Origin of the sequence: Skermania piniformis (assembly GCF_019285775.1) — a bacterium.
GTDB classification, from domain to species: Bacteria; Actinomycetota; Actinomycetes; order Mycobacteriales; family Mycobacteriaceae; genus Skermania; species Skermania pinensis.
Window position 1 is genome coordinate 732,651 of sequence record NZ_CP079105.1, and the last position, 16,978, is coordinate 749,628.

General features: G+C 68.6%; 16 protein-coding genes and 4 tRNA genes. 17 read left to right on the forward strand and 3 right to left on the reverse strand.

The window, feature by feature from the left end; translation table 11 throughout:
* Positions 1–16 precede the first annotated feature (16 nt).
* Positions 17–1,270, reverse strand: a complete 1,254-nt coding sequence (locus tag KV203_RS03365; RefSeq protein ID WP_066466705.1) for a geranylgeranyl reductase family protein — start codon at positions 1,268–1,270, stop codon at positions 17–19.
* Between the two features lie 102 nt (positions 1,271–1,372).
* Here KV203_RS03365 and KV203_RS03370 point away from each other — a divergent pair, with 102 nt between their 5' ends.
* Complete coding sequence (locus KV203_RS03370) at positions 1,373–2,386, forward strand: polyprenyl synthetase family protein (protein WP_066467082.1); 1,014 nt, start codon at positions 1,373–1,375, stop codon at positions 2,384–2,386.
* Positions 2,387–2,453: 67 nt separating this feature from the next.
* On the forward strand, positions 2,454–3,326 hold the full coding sequence (htpX, locus tag KV203_RS03375) for a zinc metalloprotease HtpX (protein ID WP_066466704.1): 873 nt from the start codon (positions 2,454–2,456) through the stop codon (positions 3,324–3,326).
* A gap of 25 nt (positions 3,327–3,351) precedes the next feature.
* Here the strand turns inward: htpX and KV203_RS03380 are convergent, their stop codons facing one another.
* Positions 3,352–3,852, reverse strand: a complete 501-nt coding sequence (locus KV203_RS03380; RefSeq protein ID WP_066466703.1) for a YajQ family cyclic di-GMP-binding protein — start codon at positions 3,850–3,852, stop codon at positions 3,352–3,354.
* A gap of 163 nt (positions 3,853–4,015) precedes the next feature.
* On the opposite strand from KV203_RS03380, the gene KV203_RS03385 reads away from it, so the two are divergent.
* From KV203_RS03385 to KV203_RS03445, 13 genes are all read left to right on the forward strand, one after another.
* A tRNA-Tyr gene (locus tag KV203_RS03385) sits at positions 4,016–4,098 on the forward strand.
* Positions 4,099–4,254: 156 nt separating this feature from the next.
* A tRNA-Thr gene (locus KV203_RS03390) sits at positions 4,255–4,327 on the forward strand.
* A 12-nt stretch (positions 4,328–4,339) separates the two neighbouring features.
* Positions 4,340–4,412: transfer RNA gene (locus KV203_RS03395), tRNA-Met, on the forward strand.
* 67 nt (positions 4,413–4,479) lie between these two features.
* Positions 4,480–4,650, forward strand: a complete 171-nt coding sequence (gene rpmG / locus KV203_RS03400; protein WP_066466702.1) for a 50S ribosomal protein L33 — start codon at positions 4,480–4,482, stop codon at positions 4,648–4,650.
* Positions 4,651–4,709: 59 nt separating this feature from the next.
* On the forward strand, positions 4,710–5,768 hold the full coding sequence (locus KV203_RS03405; protein ID WP_083529719.1) for a fused (3R)-hydroxyacyl-ACP dehydratase subunits HadA/HadB: 1,059 nt from the start codon (positions 4,710–4,712) through the stop codon (positions 5,766–5,768).
* Positions 5,769–5,969: 201 nt separating this feature from the next.
* Positions 5,970–6,042 (forward strand) — tRNA-Trp (locus tag KV203_RS03410).
* Positions 6,043–6,076: 34 nt separating this feature from the next.
* Entirely contained in the window at positions 6,077–6,475 is a 399-nt protein-coding gene (secE, locus tag KV203_RS03415; RefSeq protein WP_066466701.1) for a preprotein translocase subunit SecE, read from the forward strand.
* Between the two features lie 73 nt (positions 6,476–6,548).
* Complete coding sequence (gene nusG, locus KV203_RS03420) at positions 6,549–7,400, forward strand: transcription termination/antitermination protein NusG (protein WP_066466700.1); 852 nt, start codon at positions 6,549–6,551, stop codon at positions 7,398–7,400.
* Between the two features lie 49 nt (positions 7,401–7,449).
* Complete coding sequence (gene rplK, locus KV203_RS03425; RefSeq protein ID WP_066466699.1) at positions 7,450–7,884, forward strand: 50S ribosomal protein L11; 435 nt, start codon at positions 7,450–7,452, stop codon at positions 7,882–7,884.
* A gap of 113 nt (positions 7,885–7,997) precedes the next feature.
* Positions 7,998–8,714 carry a 50S ribosomal protein L1 gene (gene rplA / locus KV203_RS03430; protein ID WP_066466698.1) on the forward strand — a complete coding sequence of 239 codons (717 nt, stop codon included), beginning with the start codon at positions 7,998–8,000 and terminating at the stop codon, positions 8,712–8,714.
* Positions 8,715–8,784: 70 nt separating this feature from the next.
* Positions 8,785–9,522: a hypothetical protein gene (locus KV203_RS03435; RefSeq protein ID WP_217995924.1), complete on the forward strand. Its 738-nt coding sequence runs from the start codon at positions 8,785–8,787 to the stop codon at positions 9,520–9,522.
* Positions 9,523–9,538: 16 nt separating this feature from the next.
* A complete protein-coding gene (locus KV203_RS03440; RefSeq protein ID WP_066466696.1) occupies positions 9,539–11,071 on the forward strand; it encodes a DNA polymerase Y family protein in 1,533 nt (510 codons plus the stop codon).
* Between the two features lie 25 nt (positions 11,072–11,096).
* On the forward strand, positions 11,097–14,474 hold the full coding sequence (locus KV203_RS03445) for an error-prone DNA polymerase (protein ID WP_066466695.1): 3,378 nt from the start codon (positions 11,097–11,099) through the stop codon (positions 14,472–14,474).
* Between the two features lie 37 nt (positions 14,475–14,511).
* Here the strand turns inward: KV203_RS03445 and KV203_RS03450 are convergent, their stop codons facing one another.
* A complete protein-coding gene (locus KV203_RS03450; protein ID WP_066466694.1) occupies positions 14,512–15,420 on the reverse strand; it encodes an alpha/beta fold hydrolase in 909 nt (302 codons plus the stop codon).
* Between the two features lie 321 nt (positions 15,421–15,741).
* Here KV203_RS03450 and rplJ point away from each other — a divergent pair, with 321 nt between their 5' ends.
* On the forward strand, positions 15,742–16,371 hold the full coding sequence (gene rplJ, locus KV203_RS03455) for a 50S ribosomal protein L10 (RefSeq protein WP_066466693.1): 630 nt from the start codon (positions 15,742–15,744) through the stop codon (positions 16,369–16,371).
* Positions 16,372–16,413: 42 nt separating this feature from the next.
* A complete protein-coding gene (rplL, locus tag KV203_RS03460) occupies positions 16,414–16,800 on the forward strand; it encodes a 50S ribosomal protein L7/L12 (RefSeq protein WP_066466692.1) in 387 nt (128 codons plus the stop codon).
* Positions 16,801–16,978 lie beyond the last annotated feature (178 nt).

Sequence of the window (16,978 nt, forward strand, 5' to 3'; positions counted from 1 at the left end):
CGCTGCGCTGCCGGGTTCAGGCGAACGGCACCCGGTCGTCGAATCGCAGCGACGCCCCGCCGGCTCGCCGCCAGGCGCGGGCCACCAGATCGGTGTCCTCGTCGGTGACCAGGTTGCCCATCACCCGGACCGCGACCTTCATCAGCGCTGTGGAGCGCAGGGTCGGCGGGCCGCCCAGCGGGACCGTGCGAGGGTGCGTGGCCAGGCCGGCGACCCGGCGGGCGATCGAGAACGCCCGGCCGTACTTCGCCCGCAGTACGTCCGGCCACACGTCGGACAGGTCCGGCTCGTCGAGCAGCTCCGCGAGCAGCCGGCCGCCCTCCAGGCCGTAGTCGATCCCTTCGCCGTTGAGTGGATTGATGCAGCCGGCAGCGTCGCCGACCAGTGCCCAGTTCGGCCCGGCGACCCCGGACACCGCACCGCCCATCGGCAACAGCGCCGAAGCCACCGCCCGCGGCGCCCCGTCGAACGCCCACTCCGCGCGACGCTGCTCGGTATAGAACTCGAGCAGCGGCTTCAGCGATACGTGCGCCGGGCGCGCCGCCGTCGCCAGATAGCCGACGCCGATGTTGACCTCGCCGGTGGCGAGCGGGAACACCCAGCCATAGCCGGGTTGCAGGGTGCCGGACCGGTCGCGCAACTCCAGATGTGAGGTGATCCACTCGTCGTCGCTGCGACCGGAGCGGATGTAGGCGCGCGCGGCCACCCCGTAGGCATGGTCCCGGTGCCAGATCCGGCCGAGTTGCTTGCCGATCGGCGAGCGCACCCCGTCCGCGACGATCAGGGTTTGGCAGCCGACGGTGCGTGGGCCGTCCGGGGTGGTGAACCGGACTGCGGCCACCCGACTGCCGACCCGGACCACCTCCATCGCGCGGCTGCCCTGCAGCATCCGGGCGCCGCATTCGACGGCACGCAGCCGAATCCGGTCGTCCAGCTCGGTCCGCGGAACCGCACTCCCGGAGCCCGGATAGGCACAATCGGGCCAGGCCAAGGTCGCTTCACGGCCGAATCCGGCCAGGCGGAGCCCCCGGTTCACCGCGCGCGCACGCACCCAATCGCCCAGACCGAGCCGGTCCAGCTCGGCGAGCGCCCGCGGGGTCAGGCCGTCACCGCAGGTCTTGTCCCGGGGGAACACGGCGGCATCGGTGAGCAGCACCTCACGGCCGCCCTGGGCGGCCCAGGCGGCCGCGGACGCACCCGCCGGGCCGGCGCCGACGACGACGACCTCGACGTGGTCGTCGACCATGATTCCGGCGTTTTCTCCACCCATGTCGCCATCATCGCAGCCGGGTCCGGGTGCCGATGCTGCGCCGGGGCACTAAGTTGCATAGGCGTGGGTGCACATGCGTGGCCGCCAGCCGGAACCGACACCGTGAGCGTGCGCGACGCCGATACCGTGGCCGGGGGTCTGGATCTCGGTAATGCCGAGATCGCAGAAACCGTCCGGGTCGGCCTCGGTGCGGTGGAGGAGCTACTCGTCGCGGAACTGTCCGACGGCGAGGCCTTCCTCACCGATGCCGCGCTGCACCTGACCCGGGCCGGCGGCAAGCGGTTCCGGCCGTTGTTCACCATCCTGACCGGCCGGCTGGGCCCGCGGCCGGACGACCCGGCGATCATCACCGCGGCCACCGTGGTGGAGTTGGTGCATCTGGCCACCTTGTATCACGACGATGTGATGGACGAGGCCAGCCTGCGCCGGGGGGCGCCGTCGGCCAACTCCCGGTGGGGCAACAGTGTGGCGATCCTGGCCGGCGACTACTTGTTCGCGCACGCCTCGCGGCTGGTCTCGACGCTGGGTCCGGATGCGGTGCGGATCATTGCCGAAACCTTCGCCGAGCTGGTCACCGGGCAGATGCGGGAGACCATCGGAGCGACCGACGCGCTCGACCCGGTATCGCACTATCTGAAGGTGATCTGGGAGAAGACCGGCTCGCTGATCGCGACGTCCGGCCGGTTCGGCGGCACCTTCTCCGGTGCCGGTTCGGCGGACGTGGAGCGGCTGGCCCGACTCGGCGACGTGGTCGGCACGGCGTTTCAGATCTCCGACGACATCATCGACATCTCGTCGGAATCGGCCCAGTCGGGCAAGACGCCGGGCACCGATCTCCGCGAGGGGGTGCACACCTTGCCGGTGCTGTACGCACTGCGTGAGCCGGGCCCGGAAGGTGACCGGCTGCGCGAGCTGCTGGCCGGGCCGGTCACCTCGGACGCGGCGGTCGCGGAGGCGCTGACGCTGCTCGGCCGCTCACCCGGGATGACGCTGGCGAAGCGGAAGCTGGCCGGCTATGCCGATCTCGCCCGGGGCGAGTTGGCCGAGCTGCCGACCGGCCCGGCCAACGACGCGCTGGGCCGGTTGGTCGACTACACGATCGAGCGGGTCGGGTAGCGCGCCGGGAACCCGACACCCGCGTCGGTTCGTTTCCGGTGCGAAGCGCGCCGAACAGGAGGTCGGAATGGGCGGACACGGGTATGCGAACGGGGTGAAGACCGCGGCGCTGCTGATCGGGATGTCGGCGTTGATCGTGTTCATCGGCGCGTTGTTTCGCAGCCCGCTGATCCTCGGCATCTCGGTGTTGTTCGCGGTCGGGATGAACGCCTACGCCTACTTCAACAGCGACAAGTTGGCCCTGCGCGCGATGCACGCGCAGCCGGTGACCGAGCTCGAAGCCCCGGTGATGTATCGAATCGTCCGCGAGCTGGCCACCACCGCCCGGCAGCCGATGCCGCGGCTTTACGTCAGCCCGACCAACGCGCCGAATGCGTTCGCCACCGGACGTAATCCGCGGCACGCCGCGGTCTGCTGTACCAGCGGCATTCTGTCGATCCTGGACGAGCGGGAGTTGCGCGCGGTGCTCGGCCACGAGCTGTCCCACGTCTACAACCGGGACATCCTGATCTCGTCGGTCGCCGGGGCGTTGGCGTCGGTCATCTCCGGCCTGGCGAATATGGCGTACGCCGCGTCGATGTTCGGCGGCAACCGCGACGGCAACGGGCCCGGGGTGCTCGGGGTGCTGTTGGTGAGCCTGCTGGGCCCGATCGCGGCCACCCTGGTCAAGTTGGCCGTGTCCCGGTCCCGGGAGTACCAGGCCGACCAGTCCGGCGCCGAGCTGACCGGGGACCCGCTGGCGCTTGCCGCCGCACTGCGCAAGCTGGAGCGGGGTGTCGCGGTCGCGCCGCTGCCGCCGGAACCGAAGCTGACCGCGCAATCGCACCTGATGATCGCCAATCCGTTCCGGGCCGGCGACCGGCTCGCAGCGATGTTCTCCACCCACCCGCCGATGGCCGAGCGGATCGCCCGACTGGAACGGTTGGCCGGATACCGGTAACCCGGCGCCCCTGAATTCGGGGCACCTAGCGGTAGTTCACGAACTGCAACGCGACGTCGAAATCGGCGCCCTTCAGCAACGCGATCACCGCCTGCAGATCGTCCCGCTTCTTGCTGCTGACCCGCAGCTCGTCACCTTGGATCTGGGCCTTGACGCCTTTGGGCCCCTCGTCCCGGATCTTCTTGGCGATCTTCTTGGCGTTCTCCGTCGAGATACCCTGCACAAGACTGCCGGTGATCTTGTAAATCTTGCCGGACTGCACCGGTTTGCCGGCGTCGAACGCCTTCAGCGAGATGTCGCGGCGGATCAGCTTTTCCCGGAACACGTCGAGCGCCGCTTCGGCCCGTTCTTCGGCTTCGGCGGTGATCAGGATCGAGGCGGTTTCACCGGAACCGGTCCACTCGATCTGAGCGCCCGTGCCACGAAAATCGTAGCGGGTGGCGAGCTCCTTGGCTGCCTGGTGCAGCGCGTTGTCCACCTCCTGCCGATCGACCTTGCTGACCACATCGAACGACGAATCGGCCACCGCGCGCTCCTCACACTCGACCCGGGGAAGTGTCCGGGGTCGACGCTAGCCGCAATGCCGATCGGTTTGCCAACTCGATCGGTTTGCCAATCCGGTGTGGGTTCGTTGTATCCTGCTTCGCGGTAATCGACTCGGCGGGAACACCGAGCACGAACCAGTTCCAGGCAGGTTGCCCGAGCGGCCAATGGGAGCAGACTGTAAATCTGTCGGTGAAAGCCTACGTAGGTTCGAATCCTACACCTGCCACAACACGCAACCCTGGGTCCGAAAGGCCCGGGGTTGCGTGCGTTACCAGCGCGTTTACCCCCTCTGGCCGGCCGGTTTGGCGCTGGCGGGTTCTGGTGTGTAACCTCGTTGAGGCTTTCGGATGGCGATCTCCTCGGAGTCGCAAGCTGGTTGCTTGCCCCCTTAGCTCAGTCGGCAGAGCGTTTCCATGGTAAGGAAAAGGTCAACGGTTCGATTCCGTTAGGGGGCTCGCCGAGACCGAGGCGGTGTAGCTCAGTCGGTAGAGCAAGCGACTCATAATCGCTGTGTCGCCGGTTCAAGTCCGGCCATCGCTACCCCTTGGTCGGGGGCGGAGACGCCCCCGACCGAACCGATTGCATACGAGCGGAAAGAGAGTGCGTCGTGGCCGCGAAGTCCACCGATGTCCGGCCGAAGATCACCTTGGCCTGCGAGACCTGCAAGCATCGCAACTACATCACCAAGAAGAATCGGCGTAACGACCCGGATCGGCTGGAGCTGAAGAAGTTCTGCCCGAACTGTGGAACGCACCGGGCGCACCGCGAATCACGCTGACGGCGTCGGCGGGTGTGCCCGCCGATCTTGCCGATAGGCTCGGAAGCTACATTCCCCAGGTGCACATCGAGGAAAGTGTCAGCTCCGCACCGCTCGCCGCGGAACCCGCCGAGAACTCCGCTGCGGCGTCTGTGGGTCATTTCTATCGAGTATCCGACTACTACGATGTCGGTCGCGAAAAAGTGCGTGAGTATGCCCGGGCGGTCCAGGACTACCACCCGGTGCACTGGGACGAGGGCGTCGCCGCGGAGTACGGCTATGCCGGTCTGCTCGCCCCGCTGACCTTCATCTCGTTGGTCGGCATTCTCGCCCAGAGCAAGATGAACGCGCAGATTCTGGCCGGCTACGAGATGATCGTGCAGGCCGACCAGGTGCTCGAGTTCCACCGGCCGATCCTGGTCGGCGATCGACTGGTCTGCGACGTGTCGCTGGACTCGTTCCGATCTGCTCCCGGCGCCGACCTACTGGTCACCAAGAACGTCGTCTCGTCGTCCGACGAGTTGGTCATGGTCACCTACACCACCATCGCGGCCCAGCGTGGGGGGGCGAATGCGAGCCTGCTGGACGCGGTCCGGGATGTCTCTATGCACGGTCTGAGCGGTGATGATCCGACCCGGTTGCCGCCTCCGCACCGCCCGCTCGGCGGGATGTCGACCGCCGCTCCGGTGCCGGGTCCGCCGCGGCCGCGCAGTACGCGGACCCGGTCGTTCGACTCGGTCGCGGTCGGTGATCGGCTGCCGCCGCGCACGGTCGGGCTGAGTCGAGGCGACCTGGTGAACTATGCCGGCGTCTCGGGCGACGCGAACCCGATCCATTTCAGTCCGGAGGTGGCGCAACAAGCCGGACTGGACACGGTGATCGCCCACGGCATGCTCACGATGGGCTTGGGGGCCGGCTACCTGACGTCCTGGCTGGGCGATCCGGGCTCGGTGCTCGACTACAACGTGCGGTTCTCCAGCATGGTGTACGTGCCGGAGTCGGCCGGAGCGGAGATCGAGTTCAGTGGCCGGATCAAGTCGGTGGACGAGGCGGCACGCACCGCGGTACTGGCACTCACCGGAACCTGCGCGGGTAAACGGATCTTCGGTCGTGCGACGGCCACGGTGCAGTTGGGATGAATTGGGCAGCCGGGATGAACCGATTCGGCTCGGCGCCGAACGTGGCGTACACTCATGTTTCTGGGGTCGTTCGGCGCTCAGCGCTGCCTGTTGTGCTGCCCGCAATGCGGCGCAAATGTCAGGTCGTGTGGCCGAATGATCCCGGGGAGCGGCCGACGCCGCCACCGAAGTAGATTCGGGGGCGGTCGTGCTTTCGGCCAAAGGGGCGTAGCTCAACTGGCAGAGCAGCGGTCTCCAAAACCGCAGGTTGCAGGTTCAAGTCCTGTCGCCCCTGCCCCCTGGAGATGCCAGCAACGGAGAGGATCGACGTGAGCGACCGCGACGGCGATGCGGCGGACGCGACCGGACCGTCGGACCCGGTGAGTCGGCCCACGGGCAAGCGCTCCGGTCGACGCGCGGCCTCCGCTTCGGCGGCGGCCGGGGATTCGAGCTCCGCAGCAGGTGGCGTGACGACGGTTGTTCGCGCCCGGCCGGAGTCGGGGAGCTCGCGCAGAGCTGTGGAGAAGCCGGGCCGGCAGAATCCGTTCAAGCGGTTGCGCCGGTTCCTGCGTGAGGTTGTTGCCGAACTGCGCAAGGTCATCTGGCCGAACCGCAAGCAGATGGTCACCTACACGACGGTCGTGCTGGTGTTCGTGATTTTCATGGTCAGCTACATCGGCCTGCTCGACCTGGCGTTCATCAAGGGCGTCAGCTGGCTGTTCGGCTAGCTCGCGCTTTCCAGCGCGCCCGGATTCCAGCGGCCCCAGATCCACCTGACGACACACCGAAAGCGAGTGCCCAGTGAGTAGCCCGGAGAACGGCGTCAGAGACGAGGTCGTCGACACGGTGTCCGAGGTGCCGGCCGAGGCCGAGGCGATCGTGGACACCGAGGATCCGGCCGACGCGGTACTCGAGGCAGATGACGCGCTCGACTCGGATGATGCGCTCGATACGGACGACGAGGCCGAGGCCGCGCCAGAACCCGAGCCCGCGCCGGAACCCGAACCGGAACCGGTGGCCGCCGAGCCCGAAGACCCGGCTGCAGAGATGCGAGCGGCGCTCAAGCGCGCCCCGGGGGAGTGGTACGTGGTGCACTCCTACGCCGGTTACGAGAACAAGGTGAAGACCAACCTGGAGACCCGGGTGCAGAACCTTGATCTCAGCGAGTACATCTTCCAGGTCGAGGTGCCCACCGAAGAGGTCACCGAGATCAAGAACGGCCAGCGCAAGCAGGTCAACCGCAAGGTGCTGCCGGGCTACATCCTGGTCCGGATGGACCTCAACGACGAGTCGTGGGGCGCCGTGCGCAATACCCCCGGCGTCACCGGGTTCGTCGGGGCGACGTCGCGGCCGTCGCCGTTGTCGATCGACGATGTGGTGAAGTTTCTGCTGCCGGCCACCAGCCGGAAGAAGCCTGCGGCGGCGGCGACTCCGGCCGCCGGAGAGTCGGTGGCCGAGGCTGCGGCCAAGCCGGTGGTCGAGGTGGACTTCGAGGTCGGCGAATCGGTGACGGTGATGGACGGCCCGTTCGCGACGCTGCCGGCCAGCATCAGCGAGGTCAATGCCGAGCAGCAGAAGCTGAAGGTGCTGGTGTCCATCTTCGGTCGCGAGACTCCGGTCGAACTCGGCTTCGGCCAGGTCGCGAAGCTCTGACTTTCCTGCCTCTGCTCACACTCGCCTCTATCCCAACCAAGGAATCAGCATGCCCCCCAAGAAGAAGAAACTAGCCGGGATCGTCAAGTTGCAGATCCAAGCCGGTCAGGCGAACCCGGCGCCCCCGGTCGGCCCGGCGCTCGGCCAGCACGGCGTCAATATCATGGAGTTCTGCAAGGCCTACAACGCTGCCACCGAGTCGCAGCGCGGCAACGTGGTGCCGGTGGAGATCTCGGTCTACGAGGACCGCTCGTTCAGCTTCAAGCTGAAGACCCCGCCCGCGGCCCGGCTCTTGCTCAAGGCCGCCGGAGTGCAGAAGGGTTCGGGTGAGCCGCACAAGACCAAGGTGGCCAAGGTCACCATGGATCAGGTGCGAGAGATCGCCAAAACCAAGCAGGAAGATCTCAACGCCAACGATCTGGACGCTGCCGCGAAGATCATCGCAGGTACGGCGCGTTCGATGGGCATCACCGTAGAAGGCTGATCGGCCGGCCTCGGAAATCTCGGGGGCCTGTCGAATCATGTGGGAGAGCCGGCCAGGCTCGCGCACCACGACTGAACGCAGACTGACGAAACGCAGACGAAGGACAGAACAACATGGCAAAACGAAGCAAGGCCTACCGCGCGGCTGCCGAGAAGATCGACCGGGATGCGCTGTACACCCCGTTGCAGGCGGCCCGGTTGGCCAAGGAGACCTCGTCGAGCAATTCCGACTCGACGGTAGAAGTTGCGATGCGGCTCGGGGTCGACCCGCGCAAGGCCGACCAGATGGTTCGCGGCACGGTGAACCTGCCCAACGGGACCGGCAAGACCGCTCGGGTGATCGTCTTCGCCGCCGGTGAGAAGGCAGCCGAGGCCGAGGCTGCCGGTGCCGACGCGGTGGGCGCCGAGGATCTGATCGAGCGGATCCAGGGTGGCTGGCTCGATTTCGACGCTGCGATCGCGACTCCGGACCAGATGGCCAAGGTGGGCCGGATCGCCCGCATCCTGGGCCCGCGTGGTCTGATGCCGAACCCGAAGACCGGCACGGTGACGATGGATGTCACCAAGGGCGTGCAGGACATCAAGGGCGGCAAGATCAACTTTCGGGTGGACAAGCAAGCGAACCTGCATTTCGTGATCGGCAAGGCCTCGTTCGGCGAGCAGCAGCTGGTGGAGAACTACAGCGCCGCGCTGGACGAGGTCCTGCGGGCGAAGCCGTCCACCGCCAAGGGCCGGTATCTGAAGAAGGTCACCGTGTCGACCACCACCGGACCGGGCATCCCGGTGGATCCGAACCAGACCCGCAACCTGCTCGACGACAGCGGCGCATAGCGCCCAGGTCGGGGTCGCCGGCAAGAGTAGACATTGACGAGTATCGAACGCATGTTCGATACTCGTGGGTGTGGCAGGCGATGCAGGTACCTCGGATGGCCCGATAGCCGGTCTCGGCGGCAGGTTTCCCCACGATCGCATCGGTGATCTGCGCGCCCGGGTGCGCAGTGCGCAGGGTCGTGAGCGGGTCCGCGCGCCGCTCCGGACGCTCTCGGCGCTCGCCGACGTCGTCCCGGGCGGTTTGCGCACCGGGGTGTCGTACACCGTCCGCGGTTCGACCACCCTCGCGCTTGCGTTGTTGGCCGGCCCGTCGGCCCACGGCCTGTGGTGCGGCGTGGTCGGGATGCCGACGTTCGGCGCCGAAGCCGCGCAGGCGCTCGGTGTCGATCTGAGCCGGGTCGTCCTGATCCCGGCACCGGGAGCCGACTGGATGGTTGCGACGGCGGCGTTGGTCGACGTGCTGCCGCTCGTTCTGTTATCGGCACCCCGCACGGTGGCCGACGGTGATGTCGGCCGGCTCGTCGCCCGGTTGCGACAGCGCTCCGCCACGCTCCTCGTCCTCGACGACCGGGATGCCTGGCCGCGACCCGAAGCCCGGCTCGCCGTGGTGCAGAGCAGCTGGTCCGGGTTGGGTGCGGGTCACGGCCATCTCACCGGGCAGGAACTCGTCGTTGCGGCATACGGCAAATGGGGGGCGCCGCGGCTGACTCGGCTCATCCTCGATGCCACCGGTGCCGTCCGGCTCGCCCCCGAATCCGCGGCTCGGCCTGGTCGGGAGTTCCGCCGAGCTGCCGAGCAGGCGAGCTGAGCGGGAGCGTCGAGTAGTGCGTACGCTCATCGCCTGGTGTCCGGATTGGCCGGTCCGGACGGCCCGGCGGGTCGGGATCGGGGAGCCCGGCCGACCCGTCGCCGTTTCCGCCCAGGGGGTCGTCCATGCCTGCTCACCGGAGGCGCGGGCCGACGGGGTCCGGCGCGGTCAACGACTTCGCGATGCCCAGGCCCGCTGTCCCGGCCTGATCGTCGCGACCCACGACCCGGATCTGGAGGTCCGCAGCTACGAGCCGGTGCTCGCGGCCGTCGAGGAACGCCATCCCGGTGTCCAGCTGATCCGGCCCGGTACCTGCGCGATCCGGGTCGATCGCGGCAGCCGGTTCTACGGTGGTGAAGAGCACGTCGGCGCGGTTCTCGCCGAGGCGTTGGTCGGCCTGGGGATCGCCGACTGTCGGTTCGGGATCGCCGACGGGCCGTTCGCGGCGGAGCAGGCGGCTCGCCGGGCGGCGCCACAGGAGAGCCTGATCATCGAGCCGGGAGCTGCGGCGGCTTTCCTGGCGCCGTTGCCGATCCAGGTGCTCGGGGTCGCCGAACTCACCGGTCTGCTGCCCCGGCTGGGGCTTCGAACGCTCGGTTCCTTTGCCGCGCTGTCCCCGCGCGATGTGCTCGGCCGATTCGGGCATACCGGACTGCTCGCCCATCGGCTCGCCCGGGGCCACGACGGTCGGCTGCACACAGGCCGCCCGGAACCGGAGTACGAACGCTCGCAGGTGTTCGAGCCGCCGCTGGATCGGGTCGAACCGCTCGCCTTCAGCATGCGCCGGACCGCCGAAGAGTTCGTCACCGGGCTGGCCGACCGGCAGCTGGTCTGCACGACGGTCTGGATCGAAGTGCACGCCGCCGACGGCGGGGTGCACGAACGGACCTGGATGCACTCGCGTTGGTTCGACAGCGCGGATCTGATCGACCGGCTGCGCTGGCAGTTGGCCGGGACCCCGGGTGAGCGCGGCGGAGTCGCTGCGCCGGTCACCGAGGTCCGGTTCCTTCCGCAGGTCGTCGTCCCGCTCGTCGACCATGCCGAAAGCCTGTACGGCGATGGTGCCGACGACCGGATCGATCGGGTCGCCGCGAAGATCCAGAGCCTGCTCGGCCGTGACGCGGTGGTGTCGGTGGTCCTCGGCGGGGGGCGGGGCCCGGCCGACCGGCAAACCCTGGTGCCCTGGGGCGATCCGCGCCGGCCGCCGCGCCCGCGGGACCGGCCGTGGCCCGGCACCATGCCGCTACCCGCGCCGGCGACCGTATTCGCCGAGCCGCTGCCGGTCCGGGTCGTCGATGCCGGCGGGGTGGATGTCGGCGTTACCGCGCGCGGTGTGGTGACCGCCGAACCGGTTCGCTTCACCCCGCCCGGTGCAGCTCGCTCGTTCGCCGTGCGGTCCTGGGCCGGTCCGTGGCCGATCGACGAGAGGTGGTGGGACACCGAGAGCGCACGTCGGGTCGCCCGATTCCAGCTGGTCGGTGCCGACGACAGCGCGTGGCTGCTGCTCGTCGCCGGGGGCCGGTGGTGGGCCGAAGCCCGATACGACTGAATCCGGGACGAGAAAGAGGTGCGATGTGGGGTATCACAATCCGGACATCCCCTGGTCCGAGCTGGAACGGATGCTTTCGGGCCGGCCGAGCGAGCCGGACGGCGGCGACGGTCCGGCGTGGTCGCGGAAACGTGCCTCCTATGCGGCCCGCTCGACCGGCCCGATCGCCGGTCCCACCGATGTCGTCCCCTATGCCGAACTGCACTGTCACTCCAACTTCAGTTTCCTGGACGGGGTCAGCGCTCCGGAGGAGCTCGTTCGGCAAGCCGTCCGGTTGGGCCTGACCGGGCTCGCGCTCACCGACCACGACGGGTTCTACGGCGTGGTGCGGATGGCCGAAGCGGCCGACGAGCACGGCCTGCCCACGATGTACGGCGCCGAGCTCTCGCTGGGGCTGGCTCGGCCGCAGAACGGCGTCGCCGATCCGGAAGGCAGCCATCTCCTCGTGCTGGCCCGGGGCGAGACCGGCTATCACGCGCTCGCCGAGGCGCTGACGACCGCGCACCTGACCGGCGGCGAGAAGGGCCGCCCGGTCTACGATCTCGATACGCTGACCGAGTCGTTGGCGGGCCGGGTGGTCGTGCTCACCGGCTGCCGCAAGGGTGCCGTCCGCCAGGCCCTGACCCGGTCCGATGTCACCGCGGCAACTCGCGAATTGACCGCACTGACCGAGCGATTCGGGCGGGACAACGTGTTTGCCGAGGTTTACGACCACGGCTATCCGCTCGACGCGGCGGCCAACGATGCGGTCGCGGCGGTGGCGTCGGCCGGTGGTGTCGGTGTCGTCGCCACCGGCAACGTCCACTACGCCCACCCGCGGGACCGGCGACTGGCGCATGCCGTCGCGGCGGTGCGGGCCCGCCGTGGCCTCGACGAGATGGACGGTTGGCTGCCGGCCTCCGGTGCGGCGTTCCTGCGCTCGGGAGCGGAGATGGCGGCTCGGTTCGCGCGGTTCCCCGGTGCGGTCGCCCGGACCGCCGACCTCGCTGCCGATCTTGCGTTTCCCTTGCGCAAGGCGCGACCACGGCTGCCGCGGCAGGCGGTGCCCGACGGGCACACCTCGATGTCCTGGTTGCGCGAGCTCGTCCGGCGGGGGTGCGCGACGCACTACCCCGATGCCGGTACGGACGTCCGGGCCCGGCTCGAGCGTGAGCTCACCGTCATCGAGCGGCTCGACTTCCCCGGGTACTTCCTGATCGTGCACGACATCGTCGCCTTTGCCCGCAGCCGCGGAATCCTCTGTCAGGGGCGTGGTTCGGCGGCGAACTCGGCTGTCTGTTATGTCCTCGGGATCACCGCCGTCGACCCGGTGAAGTTCGACCTGCCGTTCGAGCGGTTCCTTTCGACCACCCGTGACGAGGAGCCGGACATCGACGTCGACTTCGATTCCGACCGCCGCGAAGAGGTCATCCAGTGGGTCTATGCGAAGTACGGTCGGCGCAACGCAGCCCAGGTGTGCAACGTGGTCTCCTACCGGCCTCGCTCCGCCGTCCGCGACATGGCCAAGGCGCTCGGCTATTCGAGCGGGCAGCAGGACGCGTGGTCCAAGTCGGTCGATGTGTGGGGCGGCCCGGTCGCGGACCACGACATCCCGGGGCCGGTGCTCGAGCTCGCGAACGAGCTGCTCCGGGCGCCGCGGCAGTTGGGAATCCATTCCGGCGGAATCGTGCTCACCGACCGTCCGATCGGCGAGGTATGTCCGATCGAGCCGGCGCGGATGGTCGATCGCACGGTCCTGCAGTGGGACAAGGACGACTGTGCGTGGATGGGGTTGGTCAAGTTCGACCTGCTCGGCCTGGGGATGCTCGGCGCGGTGCAGCACACGTTGGACGTGGCGCGGGAGCGGGTGGGCGAGGCCTGGACGTTGGCGTCGATCCCCAAGGAGGAGCCCGGGGTCTACGACCAGCTGTGCCGGGCCGACGCGATCGGGGTGTTCCAGGTCGAGAGCCGGGCGCAGCTGGGCACGCTGCCGCGGCTGCGGCCGCGCTGCTTCTACGACCTGGTCACCGAGATCGCGCTGATCCGACCCGGTCCAATCCAGGGCGGAGCGGTGCACCCGTATATCCGCCGACGCACCGGTGCCGAGCCGATCACCTACCCGCATCCGCTGCTCGAGCCGGTGCTCGAACGGACTCTCGGGGTTCCGTTGTTCCAGGAACAGCTGATGCAGATCGCCATGACGGTCGGCGGCTGCAGCGGTGACGATGCGGACCTGTTGCGCCGGGCGATGGGGTCCAAGCGTGGCATCGAGCGGATCGGCCGGCTGCGCGAGCAGTTGTTCGCGGGGATGGCGGCCAACGGAGTCACCGGTGCGGCGGCCCGAGACATCTACCAACGGATCGAGGCGTTCGCGAACTTCGGTTTCGCCGAGAGCCATTCGATCAGTTTTGCGTTGATCGTGTACGCCAGCACGTGGCTTCGGCTGCACTATCCAGGGGCATTCTTGTGTGGGTTGTTGCGTGCCCAGCCGATGGGCTTCTATTCACCGCAGAGCCTGGTCGCCGATGCCCGTCGGCACGGCGTCGTGACTCGGCGGCCGTGCATCCTGCATTCCGGGGTGCACCCCGATCTCGAACTCCTGCCGGAATCGGAGCAGGGAGCGCCGGGACGGGGCGGGTGTCTGGAGCGTGACCAGCCGGAGGTCGGACCGTTCGATCCCGACGAGCCGTTCGACCACGCGGTGCACCGGCGGGACGGCCGCTTCGCCGTTCGGCTGGGGTTGGCGAGTGTGACCGGGATCGGGGTCGAGTTGGCGGAGCGGCTGACCGCCGAGCGCGCGGCCGGCGGACCGTATCGGGACCTGGCCGACCTGGTCCGGCGGGTCGAGCCGACCGGAGTGCAGCTCGAGGCATTGGCGACCGCGGGGGCCTTCGATGTCTTCGGTCTCAGTCGGCGGCAAGCGTTGTGGAGCGCCGGGATCGTCGCCGGTGCGGGCCCCGGCACGATCGCCGGAACCTCGCTGCCCGGGCCGCCGCCTACGTTGCCGAACATGGCGTCGGCCGAAGCGACCATGGCGGATCTGTGGGCGACGACGATCTCGCCGGAGAGCCATCCCATGCAGTACCTACGCGACCGGCTGGCCGCTCGGGGGGTGCTCCGAGCTGGTGATCTGGCCGGCGCCGAGCCCGATCGGCGGGTTTTGGTCGCCGGCGTGGTCACCCATCGTCAGCGACCTGCGACGGCGAGCGGGGTGACGTTCCTCAACCTGGAAGACGAGACCGGGATGATCAACGTCATCTGCACGATCGGGGTGTGGAACAGACACCGCAGCGTCGGCCGTAATGCGAGTGCGATGATCGTCCGGGGCACGTTGGAATGCCGGGACGGCGCGGTGAACGTGCTCGCCGATCGGCTCGAACGCCTCGCCCTCACCTTCCGGACGACCTCGCGCGACTTCCGGTGACGATCGATGCCGTCGACGCTCGGCCGAACCGGGATGGCTATCCGGTCCGCACCTGGCGGAAGTTCTCGATCAGCAACCCGGTGACTTGCTCCTCCAGTTGCGCCGGCAGATCATGCCCCATCCCGGCGATCAGGTGCAGCCGAGCTGCCGGGATCGCCCGGGCCACCGCCTTTCCGCCGGATGGGCGGACCAGCGGGTCGGCAGTGCCGTGGATCACCGCGGTCGGCGCGGTGATCTGTTCGGTCCAGCGCAGCAGACTGCCGGTGCCGGTGACCGCACCGAACTGGCGGACGAGACCGGCCGGGTAGTAGCAGCGGTCGTAGTCGGCCGCAATCCGGTCCCGAAGCTCGGCTTCCGGTTGCGGGTAGGCCGAACCGGCGAACAGCTTCGCTGCCGCCAGGGTGTGCTGTATCACCTGCTCCCGGGTCGGGTTCGTGCCGGGGCCGGCGGTCAGGGCGCGCAACGCCGCCGGATGCGGCGGTGGGAGGAAAGCCTGATTGGTGGTGGAGAAGATGATGCCCAGGCTGCGCACCCGATCCGGGTGTTGCCCGGCGAACACCTGGGCGATCATCCCGCCCATCGAGGCGCCGACCAGGTGCACGGAGTCCAGGCTCAGGTGGTTCAGCAGCCGGGTGACGTCGTCACTCATCTCGACCAGGGTGTACGGCACCGGACTGGCCAGGCCGAGCTGGTAGCGGGCGAGGCGAGCCAGTTGCGAGCCGCCGACGCGGGTACCGGACAGTTTCGTCGACAACCCGATGTCCCGGTTGTCGAACCGGATCACCCGGTAACCGGCGTCGACCAGCCGCGCGCAGAACGAATCCGGCCAGCGGGTGAGTTGGCTGGCGAACCCCATGATCAGCACGACCGGTTCCCCATCGGTCGGGCCGAGGTCCTCGTAGGCGAGTTGCACGGCGCCGTCGGTACGGCCGGTAGCGATCTTCATCCTCTCAGTACTACCCGGGAGTAGCCCCGGCTGCTCGGGTTTGGTGTCGGCGAGACCGGCGCGTACGCTGTAGGACGGCTTTCGGCCAGTTCGATCGCCATCCGACACCACAGTTCACCGAAGACCGTTGGTCGCCGTGCTCTCCGCACGGTCGAAGGTCCGGCCACGACGCCGACGACCCACGCAGGCGAGCAGAGTCGTCGGCCCCGGGTATCCGTTCGGGCCGGCCGGCCCCGCGTGCCCTGCACCGGGGCGTTTGTCGTTTCCGGGCCCCGATGCGGCCTACTCGGTGAACCCGACACCACCGAGAGGAGGCGAAGCATGGCAAAGTCCGAAAAGGTGGCCGCGGTCGCGGAGATCGCCGACCAGTTCCGGGGCGCGAGCGCTGCGGTGATCACCGAGTACCGCGGTCTGTCGGTCGGCAATCTGACCTCGTTGCGGCGGGCGCTGGGCACCGGCGCGACCTACTCCGTCGCGAAGAACACGCTGGTCAAACGCGCTGCTGCCGCGGCCGGCGTCGACGGTCTGGACGACCTGTTCGTCGGTCCGACCGCGATCGCGTTCATCTCCGGCGAGCCGGTCGACGCCGCCAAGGCGCTGAAGACCTTCGCCAAGGAGAACAAGGCCCTGATCATCAAGGGCGGCTACATGGATGGCCGCCCGCTCACGGTCGAAGAAGTCGACCGGATCGCGGATCTCGATTCCCGCGAAGTCCTGCTGGCCAAGCTGGCCGGCGCGATGAAGGCCAACCTGAGTCAGGCCGCCGCGTTGTTCGCGGCGCCGGCCGTTCAGGTCGCCCGGCTCGCGGCCGCGCTGGAAGAGAAGCGGGCGGCGGAGGCGGGTAGCGCTGCTACCGAAACCGACGCCACCGAAACCGCTGCTGCGGAATCCGACACCGCGGAATCCGGCGCTGCACCCGCTGACGCGGCCGAGGCAACCGAAGAATCCTGATCCGCGTTCGCGGATCGACCAGACATCGAAAGGAAACCCGTCATGGCAAAGCTGAGCACCGACGACCTGCTCGAGGCGTTCAAGGAACTGACCCTGCTCGAGCTCTCGGAGTTCGTCAAGAAGTTCGAGGAGACCTTCGAGGTCACCGCCGCCGCTCCGGTTGCAGTCGCGGCGGCGGCCGCCCCGGCTGCGGCGGCCGAGGCTGCCGTCGAGCAGGACGAGTTCGACGTCGTCCTGGAGGGCGCCGGCGACAAGAAGATCCAGGTGATCAAGGTGGTCCGGGAACTCGTTCCCGGCCTGGGCTTGAAGGAGGCCAAGGACCTCGTGGAGAGCGCCCCGAAGGCGATCCTGGAGAAGGTCAACAAGGAGGCCGCCGAAGCGGCCAAGGACAAGCTGGCTGCGGCCGGCGCGCAGGTCGCCGTCAAGTAGGTGGATCGCTCCTGATCCTGCGCCGAGCGGGTGTCCCCAGCAAGGGACGCCCGCTCGGCGCGTTCCGGTCGAGCGGGCGTGCGCGAGTTGCCGATCTTTTGGTCGGTATCAGGGTGCGCACTCGCGGGTAAGGTTAAAGTGGCGTGATCCACACCCGTTTCGGGGTGTGTGGCGTGTC